This window comes from Stenotrophomonas maltophilia complex sp. Om-AH-Sm3, from assembly GCF_059337855.1.
Genome location: NZ_JBYBLQ010000003.1, coordinates 330970 through 354522, shown reverse-complemented (window position 1 = coordinate 354522; position 23553 = coordinate 330970). Strand labels below are relative to the sequence as shown.

Sequence of the window (23553 nt, the reverse complement as noted above, 5' to 3'; positions counted from 1 at the left end):
ATCAGCCCAGCACTTTCTGCACGGTGGCGACCAGCTGTTCGGGATTGAACGGCTTGACCAGCCAGCCGGTGGCACCGGCGGCCTTGCCTTCGGACTTCTTGTCGGCGGCCGATTCGGTGGTCAGCATCAGCAGCGGGGTGAACTTGTAGTCCGGCAGCTGGCGCAGTTCGCGGATCAGCGCGATGCCGTCCATGTTCGGCATGTTGACGTCGGTCACCACCGCATTGAAGCGCTGGCCCTTGGCACGACCGAGCGCGACTGCGCCGTCTTCAGCTTCTTCGACGGCAAAACCGGCCGAGGTGAGGGCGAAGGACACCATCTGGCGCATCGACGCCGAATCGTCCACCACCAAGATACGTGCGCTCATGCAGCGTTCTCCACAGATTTCAGGTTGTCATGGGTTACGTCCAGGCCCAGGGCCTGGGTGACGCCCAGCAGGCGCGCGGCGTCACTGAAGGTTGCAGTGCAACCGTGGAAGCCGGTGCCCAGGCCTGCCTCGCGGCGGGCCTGCACGAACGCACACAGCACCTGCACGGCGGCCGTGTGGATGCGGGCGACCTGGCTGGCATCCAGGGTCAGCTCGCCAGCCTGGTCCACGAGTGGGGCGAGGCGGTTCTTGAGCTCGGTAGTGCTCTCGATGCCGAGATCCCCACCCAGTTCGACAGTGCTCATCGTTGCTCCGGACAAACGGTTCCGTGATCCATAACGGCACCCCGGTGGGGTTCTTTAGAAGAATCGACGCGGTACGTCGATGCGGTCGCTGCTTAAAAGGGGACGGAGGGAATTAAGTCGCAATCGACCTGGCTCTACTGCAGCTCCCTCGGCAACGGCGACCGCGCAGTGGGGACGTAAGGTGTTGATCCAACGGATCAACTCCTTGCGTCCCCGACAGGCACCGCTTCGGCGCAAAGCGCCGAGCCACTTGCGACTTAATCCCCTCCGTCCCCTTTTTCTTGGCGGCTCAGCTCAACAGTCGGGTGGCGTCGAGCAGGATCATCGGCCGCTGGCTGACCCGGGCCACGCCGCGGAACAGGTCGTTTGAGATCTGGCAGATGCGCGCGGTATCGGGCGGTTCGATCTGCGAATCGGTGAGGTTGGCGACATCTTCGACCGCTGACACGCGCAGGCCGATGGTCTCGCCGTCCTCCTCCAGGACCACGATGCGGGTCTGTGCGTCGTCTTCGGCGGCCGCGGCGCCAAGGTGCAGGCCCAGATCCATCACCGGTACCACCTGGCCGCGCAGGTTCATGATGCCGAGCATGGCCGCTGCAGTGCCACGCAGTGGCAGCAGCGGCACCGGCAGCACCACTTCCTGCACCTTCAGCAGTTCCAGCGCATAGGCCTGGGTGCCGCAGCGAAGGCGCAGCCAGCGCGAAGTGCGTTCGCCGGCGCGTCGGTTCTGCGGATGCGGGCTGCGAGCCGGTTGGTGGGCCTGCGCCTGCAGCTCCTGCCAGGTGCCGGGACGGTTGCCTGCCGGGGCATCGACGGCGGCGCGCGGCGGCGGAGTGGCGGTGCGCGCGGCCGGGGCTGCAGGTGCAACCGTCGGGGCCACCGGAGCTGCGACCACGGCGGGCGGTGGCGTGGCTACGTCTTCGCCACCGGCGGCCGCTTCGAACGCGGCCTGCAGGCCGGGGCTGTCGGTGTGGGCGAGGCGATGGCTGTCGGCCGGATCGGTCTCGTAGATCACCTCGTCCGGCAGGTCGTCCCAGGTAGGTTCCGGACCGGCGTTCGCAACGACGGCGGGTGCCGGCGCGGTCTCGTGGATGACCTCCTCAGGCAGGTCATCCCAGGTCGGCTCGCGTTCGGAAACCGCTTCTCCCGCCGGACCCTGCCCAGCGCTACCGGAAGCGGCAGCGCTCTCGAAGGCCGCTTCCAGTGCTGCGTCGTCCCGGCTTTGCGCGGCGGCGACGGATTCTGTTTCGTAGATCACCTCGGCGGGCAGGTCATCCCAGGTGGGTTCGCGCGTGGGTGGTGCGGCGCTCTCGAAGGCGGCTTCCAGCGCAGCGCTGTCCCCGCTCGGCGTGGCGGCGATGGTTTCGGTTTCGTAGATCACTTCGGCCGGCAGGTCGTCCCAGGTCGGTTCGCGTTCGGCGACTGCTTCGATCGCCGGGCCTTGCCCGGCGCCTGCGGGCGGCAGCACGGCAGGCGGCGGCGCGACCATCGCTTCGCCCAGCAGTTCGTCCAGGTAATCGTCGAGGATGCCGGTGCTGTTCATGCGGCCTGCTCCAGGGCGCGGGCATCCTCGCCGAGGATCCAGTTCAAGGCGCGCCGGTAGGCGGCCAGGCCACGGCCCGGGTAGTCCTCGCCGGCGCTCGGCAGGGTCAGCCCGGCGGCGTTGCTGATGCGGGTATCGATCGGAATGGCGTCTTCCCACACGCGGCTGCCATGGCGGTCCTGCATGGTGCGCAGCGACTCGTTGCCGGCGCGGGTGCGTCGGTCGAACAGGGTCGGCAGGATCGAGATCGGCAGCGGGCGGCGGCGCGAACGCTCGACCATCTCGCCGGTGCGGACCATGCCATCCAGGCCGTGCAGGGCCAAGGGCTCGGCCTGGGTCGGGATGATCAGGCGATCGGCGGCAGCCAGTGCGTTGATCATCAGCAGGCCGAGGGTGGGTGCGCAGTCCAGCAGGATGTAGTCGTGCTGGCCCTGGTGGCGCGCCAGCGCGTTCTGCAGGGCCAGGCCGAGGCCGGGCTGGTTGGCGCTGCGGCGTTCCAGCGTGGCCAGCGCCGACTGTGCGCAGACGTAGTCCAGGCCATGGATGTTGCTGGCATGGCACAGGCTGGACAGGTCCGCTGGCGGTGTGCCGAACAATTCCAGTACGCCGGCCGGCGGCGGGTCCACCGGCACGCCGAAGGCGCGGCTGAGCGAGGCATGCGGATCGAGGTCGATCAGCAGCACGCGATGGCCGAGCGCGGCCAGGCCGCGGCCGAGGGCGAGGGTGGTGGTGGTCTTGCCGACTCCGCCCTTCTGGTTGGCGACTGCCCAGATGCGCATCGGATTACTCCTTCATTGCCGGGGGAACGGCGGCGCCGACGCGGCTGCCAGCCGGCACCGGCGGCAACTTCACCGGTGCGATGGGGGAGGTGGGGGCGCTGGCCGGAGTTGCGTCGGCCTGTTCGGTGACGGTGCTGTCGGTGGCGCCGGTGGCTGCGTTCAGGCGTTGGCCGAGCGGATCCACCGAGTGCGACGTGTCGGCCAGGATGATGACCATCACCCGGCGGTTGCGGTTGCGGCCCTGCGCGCTGTCGTTCTCTTCGCGCGGGCGGAACTGGCCATAGCCGACCATCGCCAGCCGCGACGGCTGCACGCCCTGGTCGGCGAACAGGTGCACTACGCTGGCTGCGCGCCCGGCCGACAGTTCCCAGTTCGACGGGAAAGTGGCGGTGGCGATCGGCACGTTGTCGGTGTGGCCTTCCACGCGCACGCTGTTGGGCACGTCGCGCAGCACCTCGGCCAGGCTGGCCAGCGTCTGCCGCGCATGCACGTCCAGCGCGGCCGAGCCGGTGGGGAACAGGATGTCGCTGTTGATCTCGACTTCGATCCACAGTTCGGTGCGGCGCACGCTGATCATGCCGCGGTCGATCAGCGGCGCCAGTGCGGCGGTGAGGCGATCGGCAATCGTGTTGAGCTGGCGCTCGGCACGGGCGATCTGCTCCTGGTTGTGCACCGACACCGGCATGCGCATCTGCGAGGCCATCGACGGCAGCAGGGTCGGGTCGTGCGAGGGCGCCGGCGCGGAGGGACCGATCTTGGTGCCGGACTTGATCACCGAGGGGCTGTCCCAGCCGCCGCCCTGCACCTGCTTGTTGCCCACCTGCACCGGGTTGATGGTGCGCGGTGCGCCACCGAAGGCATCGGTCAGCGCGTCGGCCATGATCCGGTACTTGCCCTCGTTCACCGAGGAGATCGCGTACATGACCACGAAGAAGGCGAGCAGCAGCGTCATCAGGTCGGCATAGGGGATCGCCCATGCTTCGTGGTTGGCGTGCTCTTCGTGGTGCTTGCGGCGGGCCATGTCAGTGCAGGAAGCCGGAGAGGTTGGTTTCGATGTTGCGCGGGTTCTCGCCCTGGGCGATCGAGATCAGGCCTTCGATGACCATCTCGCGGTCGCGCGTGTTGTGCGAGATCACACTCTTGAGCTTGGCGGCGATCGGCAGGAACAGCAGGTTGGCCGAAGCGATGCCGTAGATGGTGGCGGTGAACGCGGCGGCGATGCCGTGGCCGAGCTTGCTCGGGTCGGCCAGGTTCTTCATCACCGCGATCAGGCCCAGCACGGCACCGATGATGCCGAGCGTCGGTGCATAGATGCCCATCGCCTCGAACACCTTGGCGCCGGCCTGGTCCTGGTGCTCCTGGCTGCCCAGTTCGATTTCCAGCATGTGCCGCATGGATTCGGGCTCGACGCCGTCCACCAGTAGCTGCAGACCCTTGCGCAGGAACGGGTCCTGCTGTGCTTCCACCTGCGATTCCAGGCCCAGCAGGCCCTGGCGGCGGGCGATGTTGCTCCACTCGACGATCTGCTGGATCAGCTCGCGGCGGGCGCTGTGCGGTGGACGCACGACCCAGCGCACGATGCTGAACGCGTGCTTGAACACCGCCGGCGAGGTGTGCAGCAGGATCGCGGCGACGGTGCCGACGATGACGATCACGAACGCCGCAGGCGACCACAGCGACGCCAGGCCGGCGCCCTTGAGGATGCTGCCGCCGACCAGCGAGGCCAGGGCGAGAAAGAGTCCAATGAGGCTGAGTCTATCCATGGATCCGGTATCGGCTTGTATGAATGGGACTTGAGACACCGGTACGGGCTACTGGTGCGACTTCACGGTTTTACGGCTTCAGCAAGCGGGTCAGTCGTGCGGGCTGCGCAGGCCGTCCACATCCAGGATCAGCGCCATGCGACCATCGCCGATCAGGGTTGCACCTGCGTAACCGCGCAGGCCGCGCAGGGCTTTCGGCAGTGGCTTGATGACCACTTCCTCGCGCCCACGGACCTGGTCCACGACCAGGCCGAAGCGCGCTTCGCCGGCCTGCAGCACCACGATCGTCAGCAGTGTCGACGCGGCGGGCGTCACATCCAGCCACTGGCGCAGATCGACCAGTGGCAGCGTGTGCGAACGGCGGTCGAGCACGGCGCGGCCATCGAACCAGCCCAGCGAGGTGCGCGGTGCGTGCAGCACTTCCATCACGCGCGCCAGCGGCAGCGCATAGACGTCTTCGCCGGCCTGCACCAGCAGGGTCGGCAGGATTGCCAGGGTGAGCGGCACGCGGATCAGGAAGCGGCTGCCGCGGCCCAGCTCCGACTGGATCTGGATCTGGCCACTCAGTTCGCGGATGCGCGACTGCACCACGTCCATGCCAACGCCGCGGCCGGAGATATCCGTGACCTGCTGCTTGGTCGAGAAGCCGGGCAGGAACACCAGGTGCAGGCACTCCTCGCTGCTCAGGCGGGCGGCGGCCTCCGGATCGATCAGGCCCTTCTCGCGTGCCTTCGCGCGCAGCTTTTCCGGGTCGATGCCGGCGCCATCGTCCTGCACCTCGATGCTGACGTAGTCACCTTCCTGCTGCGCCGACAACCGCACATGGCCCATCCGCGGCTTGCCCTGTGCTTCGCGCAGGTCGGGCATTTCCACGCCATGGTCGATGGCGTTGCGGACCAGGTGCACCAGCGGGTCGGCCAGCGCTTCGACCAGGTTGCGGTCGAGCTCGGTCTCGGCGCCGATCAGCTCCAGGTCCACTTCCTTCTTCAGCGAGCGGGCAACGTCTCGGGCGACCTTGGGGAAGCGCGAGAAGACCTTGCCTACCGGCTGCATGCGGGTACGCATCACCGCCGACTGCAGGCGCGCGGTGGCGATGTCCAGGGTGGACACGGCGCGGTCCAGTTCCTCGTCGCGCAGGCGCGCACGCAGGGTCTTGAGCCGGTTGCGTGACAGCACCAGTTCGCCGATCAGATTGACGATCGCGTCCAGGCGCTTGGTGTCCACGCGCACGGTGTGTTCGGCCTCGGCCAGCGGCTTGGCGGCCGGCTTGGTCGCCGCTGCAGGTGCCGGTGCGGCCGGTGCGGCCAGTGGGCGTGGTGCCGCGATCGGTGCGGGCGCTGCCGCAGCGATGGGCTTGGCGCCGGGTGCGGCGCCACCGTGCAGCTGGTCGAGCAGGGCTTCGAACTCGTCTTCGCTGATCAGGCCGTCGTCGGCCTTCCTTGCCGGCGCCACCGCAGTCGGTGCGTTGCCGCCGTGCAGCTGGTCGAGCAGGGCCTCGAACTCGTCGTCGGTGATCAGGTCGCTGCCACCCGCAGCGGGAGCTGCTGCGGCGGCGGGTGCAGCCACGGCACCGCCATGCATGTCGAACTGGGCGATCAGCTCCGGCGGCGCATAGCCCGGCTCGGTGCCGGAGGAAACTGCATCCAGCATCGCTTGCAGGTAGTCCAGCGATTGCTGGGCGGCATCGAAGTGATGGGCCTGCAGCACGGCCTGGCCCGCGCGCGCGATGCCCAGCGCTTCTTCGGCGGCGTGGCACAACTCGACCATGGCGGTGACGCCGAGGAAGCCGGCGCCGCCCTTGAGCGTGTGGTAGCCCCGGAACACCGCGTTGAGTTGCTCGGTGTCCTGTGGTGCCTGCTCCAGCGACACCAGCTGTTCGCCCAGGCGATCCAGGATTTCCTGCGCCTCGATGATGAAATCGGCAGTGATGTCGTCGGATACCGCGCTCATGCTTACAGCCCCAGGTCCGACAGCAGGTCGTCGGCGTCGTTCTGCGAGACCGCGTGGCGGTCCAGTCCCTTCAGTGCCGGCCCGGCCAGTTCCGGATCGGTGCGATGCTGTTCCGGCGGCAGGCCGAGCGCACCGAAGCCCTCATGCACACGGCGGACGATGCCGACCACGCGACGGATGATCTGCCCCGTCAGGTCCTGGTAGCTCTGGGTCAGGGCGATCTCGGTGAGGTTGTGGCGGATGCGCTCGAGCTGTGCATCCTGGCCCGGCTGCAGGCCTTCGGCGCGCAGCTGTTCGGTCAGGCTGCGGCATTCCTCGGCCAGGTCCAGGGTGCGGTGCGTCGCCTGTTCGGTCATCGCCACCACGTGGTCCAGGCGTGCGCAGGCATCGTCCAGTTCGCCGGCCTCGCTGGGCACGGTCGGCAGTTCACCCAGGGCCTGCCCGAGCTCGCGGGCCAGCCGCGAGAGGCCGCTCATCATCGGCTGCGTGCGCAGCGCGACCAGTCCGTCGATGCGTTGCCGCCAGGCGGTTTCGTCACCGGACTCCAGTGCGTCCAGTGCTTCCTGCAGGCGCAGGGCGAGGGCATTCTTGTCGACCGTGGTATCCATCAGGCACTGGCCGCCAGGCGTTCGAAGATCTTGCCGAGCTTCTCTTCCAGCGTCTGCGCGGTGAACGGCTTGATGATGTAGCCGTTCACGCCGTTCTGGGCCGCTTCGATGATCTGCTCGCGCTTGGCTTCGGCGGTGACCATCAGCACCGGCAGGGTCTTCAGCTTGGCGTCGGCACGGATCGCCTTGAGCAGCTCGATGCCGGTCATGACCGGCATGTTCCAGTCGGTGACCACGAAATCGAACGGCTGGCTCTGCAGCAGCGACAGCGCGGCATGCCCGTCCTCGGCTTCGGCGGTGTTGGTGAAGCCCAGATCGCCCAGCAGGTTCTTGACGATGCGACGCATGGTCGAGAAGTCGTCGACGATCAGGATGCGCATGTTCTTGTTCAAAGCAGAGTTCCTTTGTTGTTCATTCCGGGCGGCCGGGGGCAGCTGCCTCGGGGATGTTCATTCTTCGAGGCCGGCGTCGACGGCCTCGAATACCTTCAGCCGGCCGCGCAGGCGCAGCACGGCCTGGCCGTGGATCTGGCAGACCCGCGACTCGCTCACGCCGAGCACCGCGCCGATCTCCTTCAGGTTGAGTTCCTGCTCGTAGTAGAGCGAGAGCACCAGCTGTTCGCGCTCGGGCAGATGGCCGATGGCCTTGCCCAGCTCGCGGCCGAACTCGCTGCGCTCCAGCACCTGCTGCGGGGTCGGGCCACCCTGTGCGACCGTGTCCAGCTCGCCCTGGTCCTCAATGCGCGACTCCAGGCTCAGCACCTGGCCACGCGCGGCGTCTTCCATCAGGCGCAGGTATTCGGGCAGTGGCATCTCCATCGCGGCGGCCACTTCGGTGGCGCTGGCGGCGCGGCCGCTGCTCTGTTCCAGGCGGCGGATGGTGGCCGCAGCATCGCGTGCACGGCGGTGCACCGAGCGCGGCACCCAGTCGCCACGGCGGATCTCGTCGATCATCGAGCCACGGATACGGATCGAGGCATAGGTCTCGAACGAGGCGCCCTGGTCGGCGTCGTAGCTGCGCGAAGCCTCGATCAGGCCCATCATGCCAGCCTGGATCAGGTCGTCGACTTCGACGCTGGCCGGCAGGCGCGCGGCCAGATGGTGGGCGATGCGCCGCACCAGGTCCGAGTGCTGGGCGATGACCTCGTTGGCCGCCGAGCGCTGGACTTCCCTGTACTGGGCCGCGCCCTTCATGCCGCCACCCCGCGCTGCTTGAGGATGCGTTCGAGGAAGAACTCGACGCCGCCGCGTGGTTCGGTCGGCGCCTGCCAGCGGGCCGTGCGGCGCGCGATCTCGGTGATCGCCAGTGCGGACGGGCTGGACGGGTAGGCCTTCACCACCGGCTGCTGGCGCTGCACCGACAGGCGCAGCCAGTCATCCTGCGGCACGCAGCCCAGGTAGTTCAGCGAAACATCGGCGAGGAACTTCTCGCAGACGCGGGTCAGCTTCTCGTACAGCACGCGGCCCTCATTGGGGTCGCGTACCATGTTGGCCACCACCTGGATGCGGTCCACGCCCCGTTCACGCGAGAGCACCTTGATCAGCGCGTAGGCGTCGGTGATTGAAGCCGGCTCGTCACAGACCACGACCACGGTGTCCTGCGCGGCCTGGCAGAAGGTCAGCACGCCGTCGGTGATGCCCGCGGCGGTGTCCACCACCATGATGTCCAGCTCGCGCTCCAGCTCGGAGAACACGTTGACTAGGCCGACGTGCTCGGCCGGGGCCAGCTCGGCCATGTGCCGGCGGCCGGACGCGGCCGGGACCACCAGCACGCCGTTCGGGCCTTCGACGATGACATCGTCCAGCGAGCAGCGGCCGGCAACCAGGTCGGCCAGCGTAAAGGTGGGGTTCAAGCCCAGGATCACGTCGATGTTGGCCAGGCCGAGGTCGGCGTCCAGCAGCAGCGTGCGCTTGCCCATGCCGGCCAGCGCCACGGCCAGGTTGGCCGACACGTTGGTCTTGCCCACGCCGCCCTTGCCGCCGGTCACGGCGATGGTGCGCACAGGGCCGAGCGGCTCGCTGCGGGTGGCCGACAGCGGGAAGGTCTTGGTCAGCTTGGCGTACTCACGCGACGGCATGGTTCAACTCCGGGTTGCAGGGCATATCGGCCGCTCGGCGCAAATCTTCAAGGCGAAGTACGAGATTGGCCGCACTTGCCCGGTGCAGGTCGTCCGGAACGTCCTGGCCATCGGTCACCCAGGTGATCGGCAGGGCATGGTCCACGGCCACCGACAGGGCGTTGCCGAAGCGGCCGGTTTCGTCCAGCTTGCTCAGCACCAGGCCCTGCAGGTTGGCGGCACCGAAGCGGCGGACCACCTCGTCCATGTCGCCGAAGCTGGTGTTGGCCGGCAGCACCAGCAGGGTGCGCACCTGGCGGGCGGCGCGCAGCCACTGCAGCTGGGCGGCCAGCGCGCGGTCGCGCGGGCCCAGCCCGGCGGTGTCGATCAGTACCAGCTTGTAGTCCTTCAGGCGTTCCAGCAGCTGGTCCAGGTCGGTGCCGCTGTTGGCCTCGTGGACGGCGATGCCGAGCTGCCTGCCATAGCCATACAGCTGCTCGCGGGCGCCGATGCGGGTGGTGTCGGTGGTGACCAGGGCGACGTCACGCGGCGCGTGCTTCTCGGCGAAGCGCGAGGCCAGCTTGGCGATGGTGGTGGTCTTGCCGGCGCCGGTCGGGCCTACCAGCGCGATCACGCCGCCTTCCTCCAGCGGGTCGACCGGGGCGATCGGCAGCTTGCGCGAGATCAGCCCCAGCATCAGGCCGCGGCCTCGGTGCGCCTCAGTCTCCAGCGGAATCTGCATGGCGACGTCGCGGGCCAGGCCAGCATCGAAGCCGTACTCGTCCATCAGGTCCAGCGCGGTGGCGCGCACCGGGCAGCCGCGCAGGCGCTCGTCGGTGAAGCGGTTCATTTCGCGCTCGATCACCTGGCGCATGCCGGCCACTTCCTGGCGCAGCTGGCGGATCTCGGCGTCGTCCTGGGCGACCACGGTCAGGACCGGGGCTGGGGCGAGCGTCGGCGTCGGCGCGGTTTCGACGGTGGCATCGGCCAGCGCCGGTTCGCTTGCCGCGACCTCCGGCTGCGTTTCGGACAGGGCTGCGGTCGGCAGCGGCGGCGGCTGCACGGCCGGGGCCGCGCTTTCGTGATGCGCCTCGTGCGGCGGGTCGATCTGGAAGCGGGCGCGGTTGGCCGGAGTGGCGCTGGCGGGTGCCGGTGCGACGATGGCTTCGGCGAACGGGGCGAAGATCTGGTCCGGCAGCGCCGGCTCATTGACGGCGGCGCGTGCCAGCGTGGCGGCGAAGCCGGTGCTGCCGCGGGTCGGCACGATCTCGTCGGCGCTGTCCAGGGTGCGGCCGGTAGCGCCCACCGCTGCACGGGCGAGGGCGGCCACCGCCGAGGTGGTCGCGGCAATCGGTTCCGGTGCCGGGGTGCTGCTGCGGCGGCGGGTGACGGCGGCGATCACCGCGTCGGCGGCGGTGCGCGGCTTGGGGGCCGGCGGCGGTGCGACATCACGGCGCGAGGCTTCCAGCGCACGCTGCACCGCGCTCTCGTCGTAGTTGGCGGCGGCGACGATCTCGATGCCTTCCTCGATCCGGCGGTTGGACAGGATCACGGCGTCAGGACCATGTTCCTTGCGCACCAGGTTCATGGCCGAGCGCATGTCGGCGGCGACGAATCGTTTGATTTTCATGCTGTGGTCACGGGGCGAAGACGGCGGGGTGGCGGTCGGGGAACTCGGGTGGTCGGTGGTCTGCACGGTGCGGGTTCCCCTTGGTGTCTGTCAGTTGCGTTGGTTCGAAAGTGGTGTCTGTTTTCTGGCGCATCGGCGGGCGGGCGTCAGCTGATCGTTCCGACCAGCTTCAGGCGCTTGTCCTCCGGCACCTCGCTGTAGGCCAGGACCGACAGCGACGGAACGCTGTGGCGGACCAGGCGGGCCAGCGCGGCGCGCACCGGGCCAGGTACCAGCACGACCGCGGGCTCGTTGCGGGCTTCCTGCTTGCTGACACATTCGGCCAGGCTCTGGTGCAGTCGCTCAGCGAGTCCGGGTTCCAGCGCGGCGCCGTTGCCCTGCGTGGACTCCTGCAAGACACGTTCCAATTGCGGGTTGAGGGTGAACACCGGCAGCTCCGCCGACATTCCGGCGATCTCCTGCACGATGAAGCGGCCCAGTGCGGTGCGCACCGCGGCGGTCAGCACGGCCGGGTCCTGGCTGGCGGGCGCATGTTCGACCAGCGCTTCGGCGATCTTGCGCAGCTGGCGGATCGGAATGCGCTCCACCAGCAGGTTCTGCAGCACGCGCACCACCGCCGACAGCGGCAGCGCCTTGGGCGTCAGATCTTCGACGAGCTTGGGCGCGCTCTTGGCCAGGTTGGCCAGCAGGTGCTGCACTTCTTCGTGGCCGAGCAGTTCCGGCGCGTGTTCGCGGATCAAGTGCGACAGATGGGTGGCGACCACGGTGGCCGGGTCGACCACCGTGTAGCCCAGCGTTTCGGCCTGGGCGCGCTGGTGCGGCTGGATCCAGGTGGCATCCAGGCCGAACGCGGGATCCTTGCCGGCAATGCCCTCCAGTGCGCCCAGCGCGCTGCCTGGATCCAGGGCCAGCTCGCGGTCGGGGTGGATCTCGGCGGTGGCCACCGGTACGCCGTGCACCAGCACGCGGTAGCCGTTGGCGGGCAATTCCAGGTTGTCGCGGATGTGCACCGACGGGATCAGGAAGCCGACATCCTGGGTCAGCTTGCGACGCACACCCTTGATGCGCGCCATCAGTTCGCCGCCCTGGTTGCTGTCCACCAGCGGAATCAGCCGATAGCCGACCTCCAGGCCCAGCGGATCGACCGGGCGCAGTTCGTCCCAGCTCAGTTCGGCGGTGGGGGCCGCGGCGGCCGGGCGGCCGAGCGCAGTGAGCGTGGCGGCATCGGTGCCACTGCCTGTCGCATCGGCAGCCGGTGCCTTGGTCTTGCGATACAGCTTCCAGGCGATGAAGCCAAGGATCGAGGCCAGCGTCAGGAAAGCGACGTTGGGCATGCCCGGCACCAGGCCCACCAGGCCGATGATGCCGGCGGTGATCGCCAGCGCCCGGTACTGGCCGAACACCTGCCCGGTCATGGCCTGGGCCATGTCCTGCGAGCGCGAGGCGCGGGTGACCAGCATCGCCACCGCGCTGGAGACCAGCAGCGCCGGCAGCTGTGCCACCAGGCCGTCACCGATCGACAGCAGGGTATAGGTGGCGGCGGCTTCGCCGAACGGCATGCCATGCTGCAGCACGCCCACGGCCAGGCCGCCGAGCATGTTGATGAACAGGATCAGGATGCCGGCGATGGCGTCGCCGCGGATGAACTTGCTGGCACCGTCCATCGCACCGTAGAAGTCGGCTTCCTCGCGGACTTCCTCGCGGCGCAGCTTGGCTTCTTCACGCGTCAGCAAACCGGCGTTGAGGTCGGCGTCGATCGCCATCTGCTTGCCGGGCATCGCGTCCAGGATGAAGCGCGCGGTCACTTCCGAGACGCGGCCGGCGCCCTTGGTGATGACCACGAAGTTGATGATGGTCAGGATCGCGAACACCACGATGCCGACCGCGTAGTTGCCGCCGATCACGAATTCACCGAAGGCGGCGATGACCTTGCCCGCGGCATCGTGCCCGTTCTGGCCATTGAGCAGGATCACGCGGGTGGAGGCCACGTTCAGCGCCAGCCGCAGCATGGTCGTGATCAACAGCACGATCGGGAAGATGGTGAAATCCAGCGGGCGCTTCACGTAGACCACCGCCAGCAGCACCATCAGCGAGATGGCGATGTTGAAGGTGAACAGCGCATCGAGGACAGGCGCGGCCAGTGGCACCACGACCATGGCCAGCAGGGCCAGCACGATCAGCGGCGCGCCAAGGCCCTGGCGGATCATTTCCAGGGCGCGGCGGGTGTTGAATCCGGTGGCGGGCTGGGCGCTCACGGGCGGCCTCCCTTGCCGAATTCATCCACCTGGATCTGCGGGGCGTCCGGCATCGGGCCAGTGCGCCAGGCGCGCAGCTGGTAGACGTAGGACAGGACCTGGGCGACGGCCGAATACAGTCTCACGGGAATTTCCTTTCCGAGTTGGCCTTCCCGATACAAGGCGCGTGCCAAAGGCGGGGCAGAGACGATCGCGACCTTGTTGCCGTCGGCCACTTCACGGATGCGCAGGGCGGTCTCGTCCACGCCCAGCGCGACCACGGTGGGGGCGTTCATGGCGCCGCCTTCGTACTTCAGGGCCACCGCGTAGTGGGTGGGGTTGACCACCACTACGTCGGCGGTGGGCACCGCTTCCATCATCCGGCGGTTGGCCATCTGCTGCTGCAGCTGGCGGATGCGGCCCTTCACCTCGGGGCTGCCTTCGCTTTCCTTCATTTCCCGGCGCAGCTCTTCACGGGTCATCTTCAGCTTGCGCATCCAGTTCCAGCGCTGGTATGGGGCATCGATGGCGGCCAGCACCAGCATGGCGCCGGCGGTGGCCAGCAGCAGGCGCAGGGTGAAGCCGAGGCCGTCGGTGATGGCGGTCTCCAGCGGGTGGTGGATCAGCCCGCGCAGGGTGTCAAAGCCGGTCCAGACCACCAGACCGGCGGCCACACCGACGAAGGCCACGCGCAGCAGCGACTTGGTGAACTCGGCAATCGCCTCGGGGCCATACAGGCGCTTGAGCCCGCTCATCGGGTTCATGCGGTTGATGTCAGGCAGCAACGCCTTCTGCGACCAGCGCAGGCCGCCCATCACCAGCGGGGCGACGAAGCTGGCCAGCAGGCAGACCAGCACCAGCGGTGCGATCACCAGCATGAACTGCAACAGCAGGTCGCCGAAGTGGCCGAACAGTTCCTTCGGGTTCTGCCGCAGGCTCTGTTCCGGGCTGAGCGCCTGCTTCATCCAGGCCGTGGCGCCACGGCCGATCGAGCCGCTCATGGCCATCACCGCCAGCACACCGGCGCCGAACACAGCGGCGGTGCCGAGTTCGCGCGAGCGCGGCAGGTTGCCCTGTTCACGGGCGTCGCGCAGGCGTTTTTCGGTCGGTTGTTCGGTCTTTTCGCCGGCGGATTCGTTCTCGGACATCACGGGCACTGCGGCTGGGGGTGCCGGAGGGCGTGCAAGAACCGTGCCGCTATCCGTCAGCCGCGAACGGCAGCACTGTGTGTCTGCTCCTGCTCATTCTGGCGTTCGCAGTGCCCTATGCGCTGCCGCGCTATCGCATTTAGCGGGCGGGGAAGATCGTTCAACTGCTGCTGTACAGGGGGCAGCTAACAGCTACATGAGGCATGATGACAAAACACGCAGAAGAGAAGGGCGATGCTGAATGAACTGCAGGATGGGATATCGCAGCAATGAGCTTTGACATTGTCGTTTTGAAGCTGGAGGACATCGGTGAAAGAGACCTGTCCAATGTTGAGGCTGTGCAGGATATCGGGTGTCCCCAGGCCGTAATCGCATCATTGGAGTTGGTGTTCCCCGGATGTGTCCAAGGTGCATTCTCGGATGGTGAGCGCTACTCGCTCGAGTCCGCTCTGAATGGAGACCCGGTGAGCTCCATACACCTTACTCTTCGATTCGGTCGAGCATGGTCTGAGGCAGCCAATTCTGAGTTCATGGCCCTGCTTTCAACACTTTGCCAGCGGTTGCAGTCAGTCGCGTTTGCCGTCTCCGACAACTCGAGGATCACCCCTCCCTGCTGAAGTGGACGATCTTGCTCGCGACAACGGCATGGGAGGCCAGGGCTCGTTGAGCATCGGTTGACCGGCAGGAGGAAGCATCCCCAAGATGAAGCTGGATGGCTTGCCGGCGCGTCAGCGTTCGACCTGGCCGCTCCAAGGATGACGCAAATGGCAACGTCGACGTTACCGTGAATTGCGTATTTCTGCAGAAGAGTCCAGAACTCTTGCAGACAACCAACGCACCCTCCGACCATCAGGTCGGTGCGCCGAGCGCTTCTCAGCAGGCCATCACCTGTTGCATCGCCAGGTGGATTCAGCGTCCCCCACCTTCGGGCGCTTTGAAGCCGGTGCTCAGCTCGATCCGCGGCCGGGGCAGGTCGTGCAGCTGCATGAAGCGCGCCGCGTCGACCGGGCGGCCGAGCAGGTACCCCTGCAGGAAGTCGCAGCCCAGGCGCTCCAGGTAGGCGCGCTGCGCGGCGGTTTCCACGCCCTCGGCGACGATGTCCATGTCCAGTGCATGGCCCAGCGCCACGATCGCCGAGACGATCACCACGTCCTCCGCACTGTGTTCCAGGTCACGCACGAACGCGTGGTCGATCTTGATCTCCGTGGCGGGCAGCCGCTTCAGGTACAGCAGGCTGGAATAGCCGGTTCCGAAATCATCGATGGAGATGCCCACGCCCAGCGCCGACAGCGCCTGCAGCAGGCGAAGGCTGGTATCGGTATCGCGCATGACCGTGCTTTCGGTGATCTCCAGCACGAGGTGGCGCGGGGCAATGCCATAGCGTTCGATCACTTCACGCACATCCTGCAGCAGGTGTGGCGAACTGAACTGCACCGGCGACAGGTTCACCGACATCGACCAGCCTTCATGCCCGGCGTCGCGCCAGCGCCGCAGCTGCTGGCAGGCCTGGTCCAGTGCCCAGCGACCGATCTCGTTGATCGCGCCGCTGCGTTCGGCCAGGCGGATGAAGCGGTCCGGTGGGATCAGTCCGTGCTCCGGGTGTTTCCAGCGGATCAGCGCTTCGGCACCGGCCACCTTCTGGGTGGCCACGCGGATCTTCGGCTGATAGTGCAGGAACAGCTGCTCGCTGCCGATCGCACGGCGCAGGTCGGCCAGCAGCCGGAACTGCTGCTCGGCACTGTCGTTCATCCAGTCGGCGAACAGCACGAAGGCGTTGCGTCCGGATTCCTTGGCCTGGTACATCGCCGCGTCGGCGAAGGCCATCAACTGGCGCTCGCTGGCAGCGTGGTCGGGGCAGATCGCCACGCCGATGCTGGCGGTCACTTGAAGTTCGTTGTCGGGCAGCAACGGGCCGCTGCCCACCGCCTGCAGGATGCGCCGGGCGAGGGTGGGCAGGTCCTCGTCGTGCTCGATGCGCACCACCAGCACGAATTCGTCGCCGCCCAGACGGGCCAGCATATCGTTGGGCCGGAGCAGCTGCCGGGTACGCTCGGCCACCGCCACCAGCAGTGCGTCGCCGGCCTGATGGCCGTAGGCATCATTGACCTGCTTGAATCCGTCCAGGTCCATGAACATCACCGCGAAACGGCTGCCGCCCTGTTCGGCTTCGGCCAGCGCCTGCACGATGCGCCGCTGCAGCAGCAGGCGGTTCGGCAGGCGGGTCAGCGGGTCGTGCAGCGCGGCCTGGGTCAGTTCCTGCTGGGCATCGGTCAACGAGGTGCTCAGCATGGAGTTGCGCAGCCGCAGCAGCTGCGCCTCCACACGCTGGTCCAGCCACGAGACCACCAGCACCACCGCCAGGATCGCAACCGTCAGCACCACCACCAGCATCGCCAGCCACTCGCTCTGCAGGCCATCGCCGACCGCCGCGCCGCAGATGCTGCCTTCCGGGAAACGCGCGGCGGCCATGCCGGTGTAGTGCATGCCGACGATGGCCAGGCCGAGCAGGCCCGCGGCTGCCAACCGGTCACCGACGCGGGTGCGCTGCGCGCGCAGGCGGAACGCAACGTAGAGCGCGGTCCACGACGCAGCCACCGCCACCACCAGGGAGAGCAGCAGCCAGCCCGGGTCGTAGTCGATCCCGGGCTGCATGCGCATCGCTGCCATGCCGACGTAGTGCATGCCGGCAATGCCGGTGCCCATCAGCAGGGCACCACCGGCCAATCGAGGATGGGGCAGGGTACGCAGTGAGACCAGCCACAGTGCGAACACCGACGAGGCGATCGCCAGGGCCAGCGAGAGCAGGGTGATGGGCAGGTCGTAGCCCAGTGCAATGGGCAGATCGAAGGCCAGCATGCCGATGAAGTGCATCGACCAGACACCCAGGCCCATGGCGAATCCGCCCCCCAGGCGCCACCACCAGGCGGCAGCCCTGCCCGGGGCGGTGACCGTGCGCCCTGCCATGGCCAGCGCCGTGTACGACGCCATCACGGCGACCAGCAGTGAGATCGCCACCAGCCACGGGTTGTACGTGCCTACCAGCATTCGTCAGTCTCCCGGACCTGCCTGTCGACGGAAACCACGGTGGGGCATGCATGAGGCAGGCCAACGCGAACGGGCGCCGGCCAGGTGCGGCATCCCCCCGGTTGCCGCGCATTCACTCTAACGCGCAGACCGGGGGGGACTTCAAGCGGCAATACGTGATGACCGGGTCAGCGTGTGATGGCGTCCGCGGCCTGGAAGGCGGCGTCGAACAGGCGCTGTACCGGCGGCCCCATTTCCCCGGCCAGCAGCGCCAGGAGGAACAGGCCCAGCAGCAGCGAAACCGGCAGGCCCAGCTGGATCGGGTTCAGCGCAGGGGCGGCTCGCGCCAGGACACCGAAGGCCAGGTTCACCGCCAGCATCGCCACGGTCAGCGGGATGGCCAGGCTCAGCGCGCCTCGCAGCACGGTCAGCAGGAAGGTCGGGGCGATGCTGAAGAAGGCATGGGGATCCGGCAGCGGGGCGCCAATCGGCAGCGCGCGATAGCTGTCCACCAGCAGCGAGATCAGCGCCAGGTGGCCGTTGGCGGTGAAGAACAGCAGTCCGAACAGCAGATAGAACCACTGTCCGATCACGCCGGAGGTACCACCGCGCAGCGGGTCGCTCATCTGCGCGAAGGCCAGGCCGGTGCCCTGCGCGATCAGTTCGCCCGCCATCGCACCGGCTTCGAACACCAGCCGCAGCAGGAAGCCGATGGATACGCCAATGGCCAGCTCGCGCGCGATGGTCAGCACCGTGGCGGCGTCGAAGCCGGTCCAGTCCGGCACCGGGGGCAGGAGCGGTGCCAGGGCGATGGCCAGGGTGCCAGCCAGCACCACGCGCACCCGTGACGGGACGGCGCGGGTCCCGACCATGGGCATGGCCATGGCCACAGCGCCGATGCGCAGCATGGTCCACAGAACGGTGCCGATCATGCCGAAGGCCTGAAGGCCGTCGGCAGCCATCTGGGTGGCGGCGTCCATCGAAGCGCGTGTCCTAGCCGATCAGGTGCGGAATTCGCTGGAACAGCAGCGTGGTGAATTCAACCAGGTGGCCGATCAGCAGGCTGCCCAGTGCGAACAGCACCGCGGTCAGCGCTGCAGCTTTGGCGACGAAGGCGATGGTCGGTTCATTGAGCTGGGTCGCGGCCTGCACGACACCAACCACCACGCCCACCACCAGTACGGTGAGCAGCAGCGGGCCGGCCACCCACAACACGGTGATCAGGCCGCCACGCAGTTCAGTCAAGGCAAGTTCGGGAGACATTCGGATTCCATCTGCTCATGTAGAGTCGAGCCCTGCTCGACTGCGCGTTACGGGGGATATCAGGCCGGATTGAAGCTCGCCGCCAACGTACCCACGGTCAGCACCCAGCCATCGACCAGCACGAACAGCAGGATCTTGAAGGGCGCCGATACCAGCATCGGCGACAGCATCATCATGCCCATCGACATCAGCACGCTGGCAACGACCAGGTCGATGATCACGAACGGGATGAAGATCAGGAATCCGATCTCGAAGGCGGTCTTCAGTTCACTGGTGACGAACGAAGCGACCAGCACCGGGAACGGGATCGCGTCGGGGCTGGCGTAGGTGCCATGCCCGGCGATGCCGGCAAAGGTCATCAGGTCGGTCTCGCGGATCTGCGCCAGCATGAAGCCGCGCAGTGGCTGCGTGGTCAGCGTCCATGCGGTCTGGAAGTCGATGTCGCCGTTGAGGTAGGGCGCCATGCCCGCGCTCCACGCCTTGTCCCAGGTCGGCATCATCACCATCGCGGTGAGGAACAGGGCCAGGCCCAGCAGCACCTGGTTGGACGGCGTCTGGCCGGTGCCCAGCGCCTGGCGCAGCAGGCCCAGCACGATGATGATGCGGGTGAACGAGGTCAGCACCAGCAGCATCGACGGGATCAGGGTGATCGCGGTCATCAGCAGCAGGGTCTGCAGCGGCAGGCTGACCGGCTGGCCGCCGATCTTGCCGACGTTGACGTCCGGCAGAGGGGTGGCCGGCGCGCCGGGTGCGGCGAACGCCAGCGCCGGCAACAGGCACAGGGCAAGCAACAGCAGCCACGGCGTCAGGGTGGCGAGACGGGTACGGGGGACACGCATGTCAGGGGTCCTTGCGCAGCCGCTGCTGCAGCAGCTGGGCGAAATTCGGCAGGTTCTTGAAGTCCGGCACGCGCACCGGTGCCGGCGGCGGCAGCGGTTCGGGCAGGGTATGCAGGGTGTTGATGCCGCCGGCGGTGACGCCCAGCAGCAGTTGCTGGCCATTGACCTCGACCACCACCACGCGTTCCTTGGCGCCGACACTGAGGCTGGCCACCAGCTTCATGCCTTCGGCCGGGCGGAAGCCGCTGCCGGGCATGCGCTTGAGCAGCCAGCCCAGGCCGATCACCAGTGCCAGCACCGCCAGCAGCGCCAGCACCGCACCGAACAGGCTGGGTGCGGCGGCCGCATGCTGGCCGACCTGCGGGCCGATCGGCGCGGCGGCCTTGCCGACCGCCAGCAGGGTGGAGGCCAGCAGGCTCAACGCAGTCTCCGGATACGCTCGCTGGGGCTGACCACGTCGGTCAGGCGCACGCCGAAGCGGTCATTGATCACTACTACTTCGCCGTGGGCGATCAGGGTGCCGTTGACGAACACGTCCAGCGATTCGCCTGCACCGCGCTCCAGTTCCACCACCGAGCCCTGGTTGAGCTGCAGCAGGTTGCGGATCGGCAGGCGGGCACGACCGACTTCCAGCGACAGGGTCACCGGCACATCGAGGATCACGTCCAGGTTCAGGTCCGGACCATTTGCCTCATCGGCCTGCAGGCTGCTGAACTGGGCCGGGGTCGGTTCGAGGGCGTCGATATCGTTCATTGCGGGTCTTCCTGGATGACGGGTACGCGCGGGCGGGTGCCCGGCGGATGGGTAGCGGTGATCTTCACGGCGTTCATGCCGTTGGCGATGCCGAACTCGCCGGTGAACACGGGGATGTTCTCCACGCATAGCGGCACCTGCGGGCTGAGCTCGATCGGCAGGATGTCGCCGACCTTCAGCTGGGTCAGGTCGCGCAAGGTCATGCGCTTGCTGGCCAGCACGCTGGACAGGGTGACTTCGGCGACGTTGAGCTGCTCACGCAGGGTCTTGCCCCAGCTCTCGTCGCGGTCGTTGCGGTCGCTCTGGATGCCGGCGTCGAGCAGTTCGCGGATCGGTTCCAGCATCGAGTAGGGCAGGGTGACGTGGATGTCGCCGCCGCCACCGTCGAGCTCGACGTGCAGGCGGCACACCACCACATATTCGCGCGGGGTCACGATGTTGGCGAAATGCGGGTTGATCTCCGAGTTGATGTACTCGAAGTCGACATCCATCACCGGTGCCCACGCTTCGCGCAGATCGGCGAAGGTCTGCTTCAACAGCAGGTGGATCACCCGCATTTCAGTAGCCGTGAACTCGCGGCCCTCGATGCGGGTGGGGTAGCGCCCGTCGCCGCCGAAGAAATTGTCGACGATGGCGAACACCAGGGTCGGCTCGAACACGATCAGGCCGGTGCCGCGCAGCGGCTTGAAGCGGATCAGGTTCAGGTTGGTCGGTACATACAGCGAGTGCATGTAGTCGTTGAACTTGATCAGTTCGATGCCGCGCACCGACAGTTCGGCCGAGCGGCGGATCAGGTTGAACAGGCCGATCCGCCACAGGCGCGCGAAGCGCTCATGGACCATTTCCAGGGTCGGCATGCGACCACGGATGATGCGGTCCTGGCTGGCGAAGTCGTACGAGCGCGCTTCGCCTGACGGGGGTTCCGCATCGGTCTCGACCGCGCCACTGTCCACGCCGTGGAGCAGGGCATCGATCTCGTCCTGGGACAGCAGATCATTCATCGGTGGGCCCTTACTGGGTCACGAAGCTGGTGAACAGCAGATCGTCGGCGCCGTTGCTGCCGGTCTCGGCCTTGAGTACCTTCTGCACCTCGGCCAATGAGGCGGCCTGCAGCTTCTGCTTGCCGGCGACATCGGCGATCTGGTCCGGGCTGACCTGCGAGAACAGCATCAGCAGGCGCGCACGGATGGCCGGGGCGTGGGTCTTGATCGCTTCCAGCGCGGCCGGGTCGCGGGTCATCAGCTGGACCTCCAGCTGCAGGTAACGCGGGCCGTCGACCGGGCCATTGAGGTTGACCACGAAGGCCGGGTCCAGCGCGAAGTACTGTGCCGGGGCTGGGGTCGCGCTCTTCTTCGGCGCCTGCGCGGTCTTCTCTTCGTGCTTGGACTGGGTGAAGAACCACACGCCGCCACCGGCGGCAGCGGCGGCCAGTACGGCCACCAGCGCGGTGATCAGGATCGGACTACGCGGCTTGGCGGCCTTGTCCTTCTCTGCGGTCTTCTTGGTTTTGTCAGCGGCTGCGGCCACGGGTGAAGCTCCTGAGGGTTGCTTCACCGGGATATGCAAGGGGCGTGCCGAAGGCCGGGCAGCGGGATGCGACGGAATTCCGTCGGAAACCTGCGCTGGTGGGTGCCGACCCTGGTCGGCACGGCTGTCAGGCGTAGGCGTCCAGCAGTCCGCGCTGGCGGATCAACTGCGCCGACGACACGCTGGCATCGCCCGGCGTCGGTTCTCCGTCGCCGATGATGCCGCTGCCACCGGGCTGGCCCGGCGCATTGCCCTCACCACCCGGTGACTGGTGGCCGACATCGGCGTGGGCCAGCTGGAAGCCCTGTTCGCCCAGCAGCTCGCGCAGGCGCGGCAGGCTGCTTTCCAGCGCTTGCCGCACGTCCACGTGCGGGCTGCTGAAGCTGGCGTGCACCTTGTCGCCGTTCAACTGCAGGCGCACGTCGACCGGGCCCATGTCGTCCGGGCTCAGGCGGATGTGGGCGTGGCCGATCTTCTGGTCGGCCAGCCAACCCAGGCGTGCGCCGATGGCCTGGTCGAAGCCATCGTCACCCAGCACGGGTTTCGGCGTCGGCTCGCCATTGAAGATCGCATTGCCGGCGGCGAGCGCCGCCTTGAGGTCCTGTACGGCGGCTGCTGCCGGGGCGTGCAGCAGGGGTGTGCTGGCGCGGTCGCCAACGGCGGCCACGTCACTGCCTTCGCCGCGCTCGCTGCGCTTGCCGGGCAGGATCATCTCCGGCAGTGGCAGCGCCGTGGCATCGTCCGCACTGGTCGCCGCCGGTTTGGCGTCAGCCGCCACTGGGGTTGTGGTGGCCGTCGCCGGCGCGTCTGCAGGCAGTGTCGGGTTCGTGGCGGGGGCAGCAGCAGGCAGCGCGCTACCGTCGCTGGCCAGCGCCGGTGCAGCGGTGGTCGGCAGAGCAGCGGCCGGATCGGCAGGCATCGGCATCGCCAGCACCAGGCCGGCCAGGCCGGGCGGTGGCCACGGGGCGTCCTCGGTCGCGGCGGGCTTGTCCTTCTCGGTGCCGGGTCCCGCTGGGGTCACGGCAACGGGCGGCAGCGACGGCGTTTCAGCGGTTGCCGCTTCGGCGCCCGCATTGCGTTCATCCGGTGCCTGGCCATTGCTGTCGGCGGTCGATGGTTGGCTCGGCGTGGATGGCATCGGTGTCGTGGCGCTGCCGGCTGGCGTGGGTGCAGACGGTGCGCCGCCCTGCAGCAGCTGGCTGAAGTCCTTTCCGCCTTCGCTGCGCGAGGCACGTGCGGCACTGTTGCTGGTGGCGGGCGTGGCCGTGTTGGCGCTGCTGGCGAGCGGGGCGGGCATCACGAGCGGCCTCCCTGCTCGGCGCCGTCCTGGTCTTCGGCCTGCACCAGGCGTGCACGCCGTGCACCAATGTCGTCCATCTCGCGCTGGTCGCGGCGGTCGGTCACCACCTTTTCCTGCGCCCGGTAGCTGGCGGCCAGCTGCTCCAGCACCGCCTTGTCACGGCTGGCCAGGATCAGGCGCGCGCGCTCGGCCTCCACTTTCTCGCGGTTGCCATTGACCGTGGCCTGCTGCTGCTCGACCGCGCTGTCCAGTCGATCGAGGAAGGCGCGGCGGTTGAGCAACTGTGCCGGGCTGGTCGCCGCCATCTGTGCGTTGGCGTACTCCTCGGCATAGCGGCGCAGTTCGTCCAGTCGCGACAGATGGGTGTCGAGCACGCGCTGGCGTTCGGCCAGGTCGCGGGCGACTGCGTCCTCATGTTCCTGGGCTCGCTTGAGCAGGGGATCGATGCGCTTGGACTGGTTCAT

General features: G+C 67.8%; 24 protein-coding genes. All 24 read right to left on the bottom strand.

The window, feature by feature from the left end; all coding sequences use genetic code 11:
* Position 1 precedes the first annotated feature (1 nt).
* Positions 2–367 carry a response regulator gene (locus AC10QF_RS06240; protein ID WP_005409521.1) on the bottom strand — a complete coding sequence of 122 codons (366 nt, stop codon included), beginning with the start codon at positions 365–367 and terminating at the stop codon, positions 2–4.
* On the bottom strand, positions 364–672 hold the full coding sequence (locus tag AC10QF_RS06235) for an STAS domain-containing protein (RefSeq protein WP_065184917.1): 309 nt from the start codon (positions 670–672) through the stop codon (positions 364–366). The genes AC10QF_RS06240 and AC10QF_RS06235 overlap by 4 nt, the downstream gene beginning before the upstream one ends.
* 289 nt (positions 673–961) lie before the next feature.
* Positions 962–2215, bottom strand: a complete 1254-nt coding sequence (locus tag AC10QF_RS06230) for a chemotaxis protein CheW (protein ID WP_069138616.1) — start codon at positions 2213–2215, stop codon at positions 962–964.
* A complete protein-coding gene (locus tag AC10QF_RS06225; RefSeq protein WP_053498628.1) occupies positions 2212–2994 on the bottom strand; it encodes a ParA family protein in 783 nt (260 codons plus the stop codon). Before AC10QF_RS06225 ends, AC10QF_RS06230 begins: the two co-directional genes overlap by 4 nt.
* Before the next feature lie 4 nt (positions 2995–2998).
* A complete protein-coding gene (motD, locus tag AC10QF_RS06220; RefSeq protein ID WP_065178540.1) occupies positions 2999–4015 on the bottom strand; it encodes a flagellar motor protein MotD in 1017 nt (338 codons plus the stop codon).
* Between the two features lies 1 nt (position 4016).
* On the bottom strand, positions 4017–4757 hold the full coding sequence (locus tag AC10QF_RS06215; RefSeq protein ID WP_111178504.1) for a flagellar motor protein: 741 nt from the start codon (positions 4755–4757) through the stop codon (positions 4017–4019).
* 90 nt (positions 4758–4847) lie between these two features.
* The gene (locus AC10QF_RS06210) at positions 4848–6707 is read right to left on the bottom strand and encodes a chemotaxis protein CheA (RefSeq protein WP_005416421.1); all 1860 of its coding nucleotides are present in this window, start codon (positions 6705–6707) and stop codon (positions 4848–4850) included.
* A gap of 2 nt (positions 6708–6709) precedes the next feature.
* Positions 6710–7315, bottom strand: coding sequence for a protein phosphatase CheZ (locus AC10QF_RS06205; RefSeq protein ID WP_032129220.1), 606 nt, complete (start codon positions 7313–7315; stop codon positions 6710–6712).
* Positions 7315–7707, bottom strand: a complete 393-nt coding sequence (gene cheY, locus AC10QF_RS06200; protein WP_005413247.1) for a chemotaxis response regulator CheY — start codon at positions 7705–7707, stop codon at positions 7315–7317. Before cheY ends, AC10QF_RS06205 begins: the two co-directional genes overlap by 1 nt.
* 57 nt (positions 7708–7764) lie before the next feature.
* Positions 7765–8508: an RNA polymerase sigma factor FliA gene (locus AC10QF_RS06195; RefSeq protein WP_005416423.1), complete on the bottom strand. Its 744-nt coding sequence runs from the start codon at positions 8506–8508 to the stop codon at positions 7765–7767.
* On the bottom strand, positions 8505–9392 hold the full coding sequence (locus AC10QF_RS06190) for a MinD/ParA family ATP-binding protein (protein ID WP_005416424.1): 888 nt from the start codon (positions 9390–9392) through the stop codon (positions 8505–8507). Before AC10QF_RS06190 ends, AC10QF_RS06195 begins: the two co-directional genes overlap by 4 nt.
* Positions 9379–11001: a flagellar biosynthesis GTPase FlhF gene (flhF, locus tag AC10QF_RS06185; protein ID WP_069138613.1), complete on the bottom strand. Its 1623-nt coding sequence runs from the start codon at positions 10999–11001 to the stop codon at positions 9379–9381. Before flhF ends, AC10QF_RS06190 begins: the two co-directional genes overlap by 14 nt.
* A 146-nt stretch (positions 11002–11147) precedes the next feature.
* The gene (gene flhA / locus AC10QF_RS06180; RefSeq protein ID WP_204274213.1) at positions 11148–13208 is read right to left on the bottom strand and encodes a flagellar biosynthesis protein FlhA; all 2061 of its coding nucleotides are present in this window, start codon (positions 13206–13208) and stop codon (positions 11148–11150) included.
* Positions 13209–13252: 44 nt separating this feature from the next.
* Positions 13253–14383 carry a flagellar biosynthesis protein FlhB gene (gene flhB / locus AC10QF_RS06175; protein ID WP_262221215.1) on the bottom strand — a complete coding sequence of 377 codons (1131 nt, stop codon included), beginning with the start codon at positions 14381–14383 and terminating at the stop codon, positions 13253–13255.
* 909 nt (positions 14384–15292) lie between these two features.
* The gene (locus tag AC10QF_RS06170; RefSeq protein WP_053498616.1) at positions 15293–17428 is read right to left on the bottom strand and encodes a putative bifunctional diguanylate cyclase/phosphodiesterase; all 2136 of its coding nucleotides are present in this window, start codon (positions 17426–17428) and stop codon (positions 15293–15295) included.
* Positions 17429–17595: 167 nt separating this feature from the next.
* Positions 17596–18387 carry a flagellar biosynthetic protein FliR gene (gene fliR, locus AC10QF_RS06165; RefSeq protein WP_494541931.1) on the bottom strand — a complete coding sequence of 264 codons (792 nt, stop codon included), beginning with the start codon at positions 18385–18387 and terminating at the stop codon, positions 17596–17598.
* Between the two features lie 13 nt (positions 18388–18400).
* Positions 18401–18670: a flagellar biosynthetic protein FliQ gene (locus AC10QF_RS06160; RefSeq protein ID WP_005413254.1), complete on the bottom strand. Its 270-nt coding sequence runs from the start codon at positions 18668–18670 to the stop codon at positions 18401–18403.
* 59 nt (positions 18671–18729) lie between these two features.
* Positions 18730–19509, bottom strand: coding sequence for a flagellar type III secretion system pore protein FliP (gene fliP / locus AC10QF_RS06155; RefSeq protein ID WP_053498612.1), 780 nt, complete (start codon positions 19507–19509; stop codon positions 18730–18732).
* Position 19510: 1 nt separating this feature from the next.
* Entirely contained in the window at positions 19511–19909 is a 399-nt protein-coding gene (fliO, locus tag AC10QF_RS06150; protein WP_171956126.1) for a flagellar biosynthetic protein FliO, read from the bottom strand.
* A gap of 17 nt (positions 19910–19926) precedes the next feature.
* Complete coding sequence (fliN, locus tag AC10QF_RS06145) at positions 19927–20262, bottom strand: flagellar motor switch protein FliN (RefSeq protein ID WP_005409543.1); 336 nt, start codon at positions 20260–20262, stop codon at positions 19927–19929.
* Positions 20259–21263, bottom strand: coding sequence for a flagellar motor switch protein FliM (gene fliM / locus AC10QF_RS06140; protein ID WP_005416434.1), 1005 nt, complete (start codon positions 21261–21263; stop codon positions 20259–20261). Before fliM ends, fliN begins: the two co-directional genes overlap by 4 nt.
* A 10-nt stretch (positions 21264–21273) precedes the next feature.
* Positions 21274–21789, bottom strand: coding sequence for a flagellar basal body-associated FliL family protein (locus tag AC10QF_RS06135; RefSeq protein ID WP_005416435.1), 516 nt, complete (start codon positions 21787–21789; stop codon positions 21274–21276).
* Positions 21790–21916: 127 nt separating this feature from the next.
* Complete coding sequence (locus AC10QF_RS06130; protein ID WP_494541930.1) at positions 21917–23086, bottom strand: flagellar hook-length control protein FliK; 1170 nt, start codon at positions 23084–23086, stop codon at positions 21917–21919.
* A complete protein-coding gene (gene fliJ / locus AC10QF_RS06125; protein WP_005416437.1) occupies positions 23086–23553 on the bottom strand; it encodes a flagellar export protein FliJ in 468 nt (155 codons plus the stop codon). Before fliJ ends, AC10QF_RS06130 begins: the two co-directional genes overlap by 1 nt.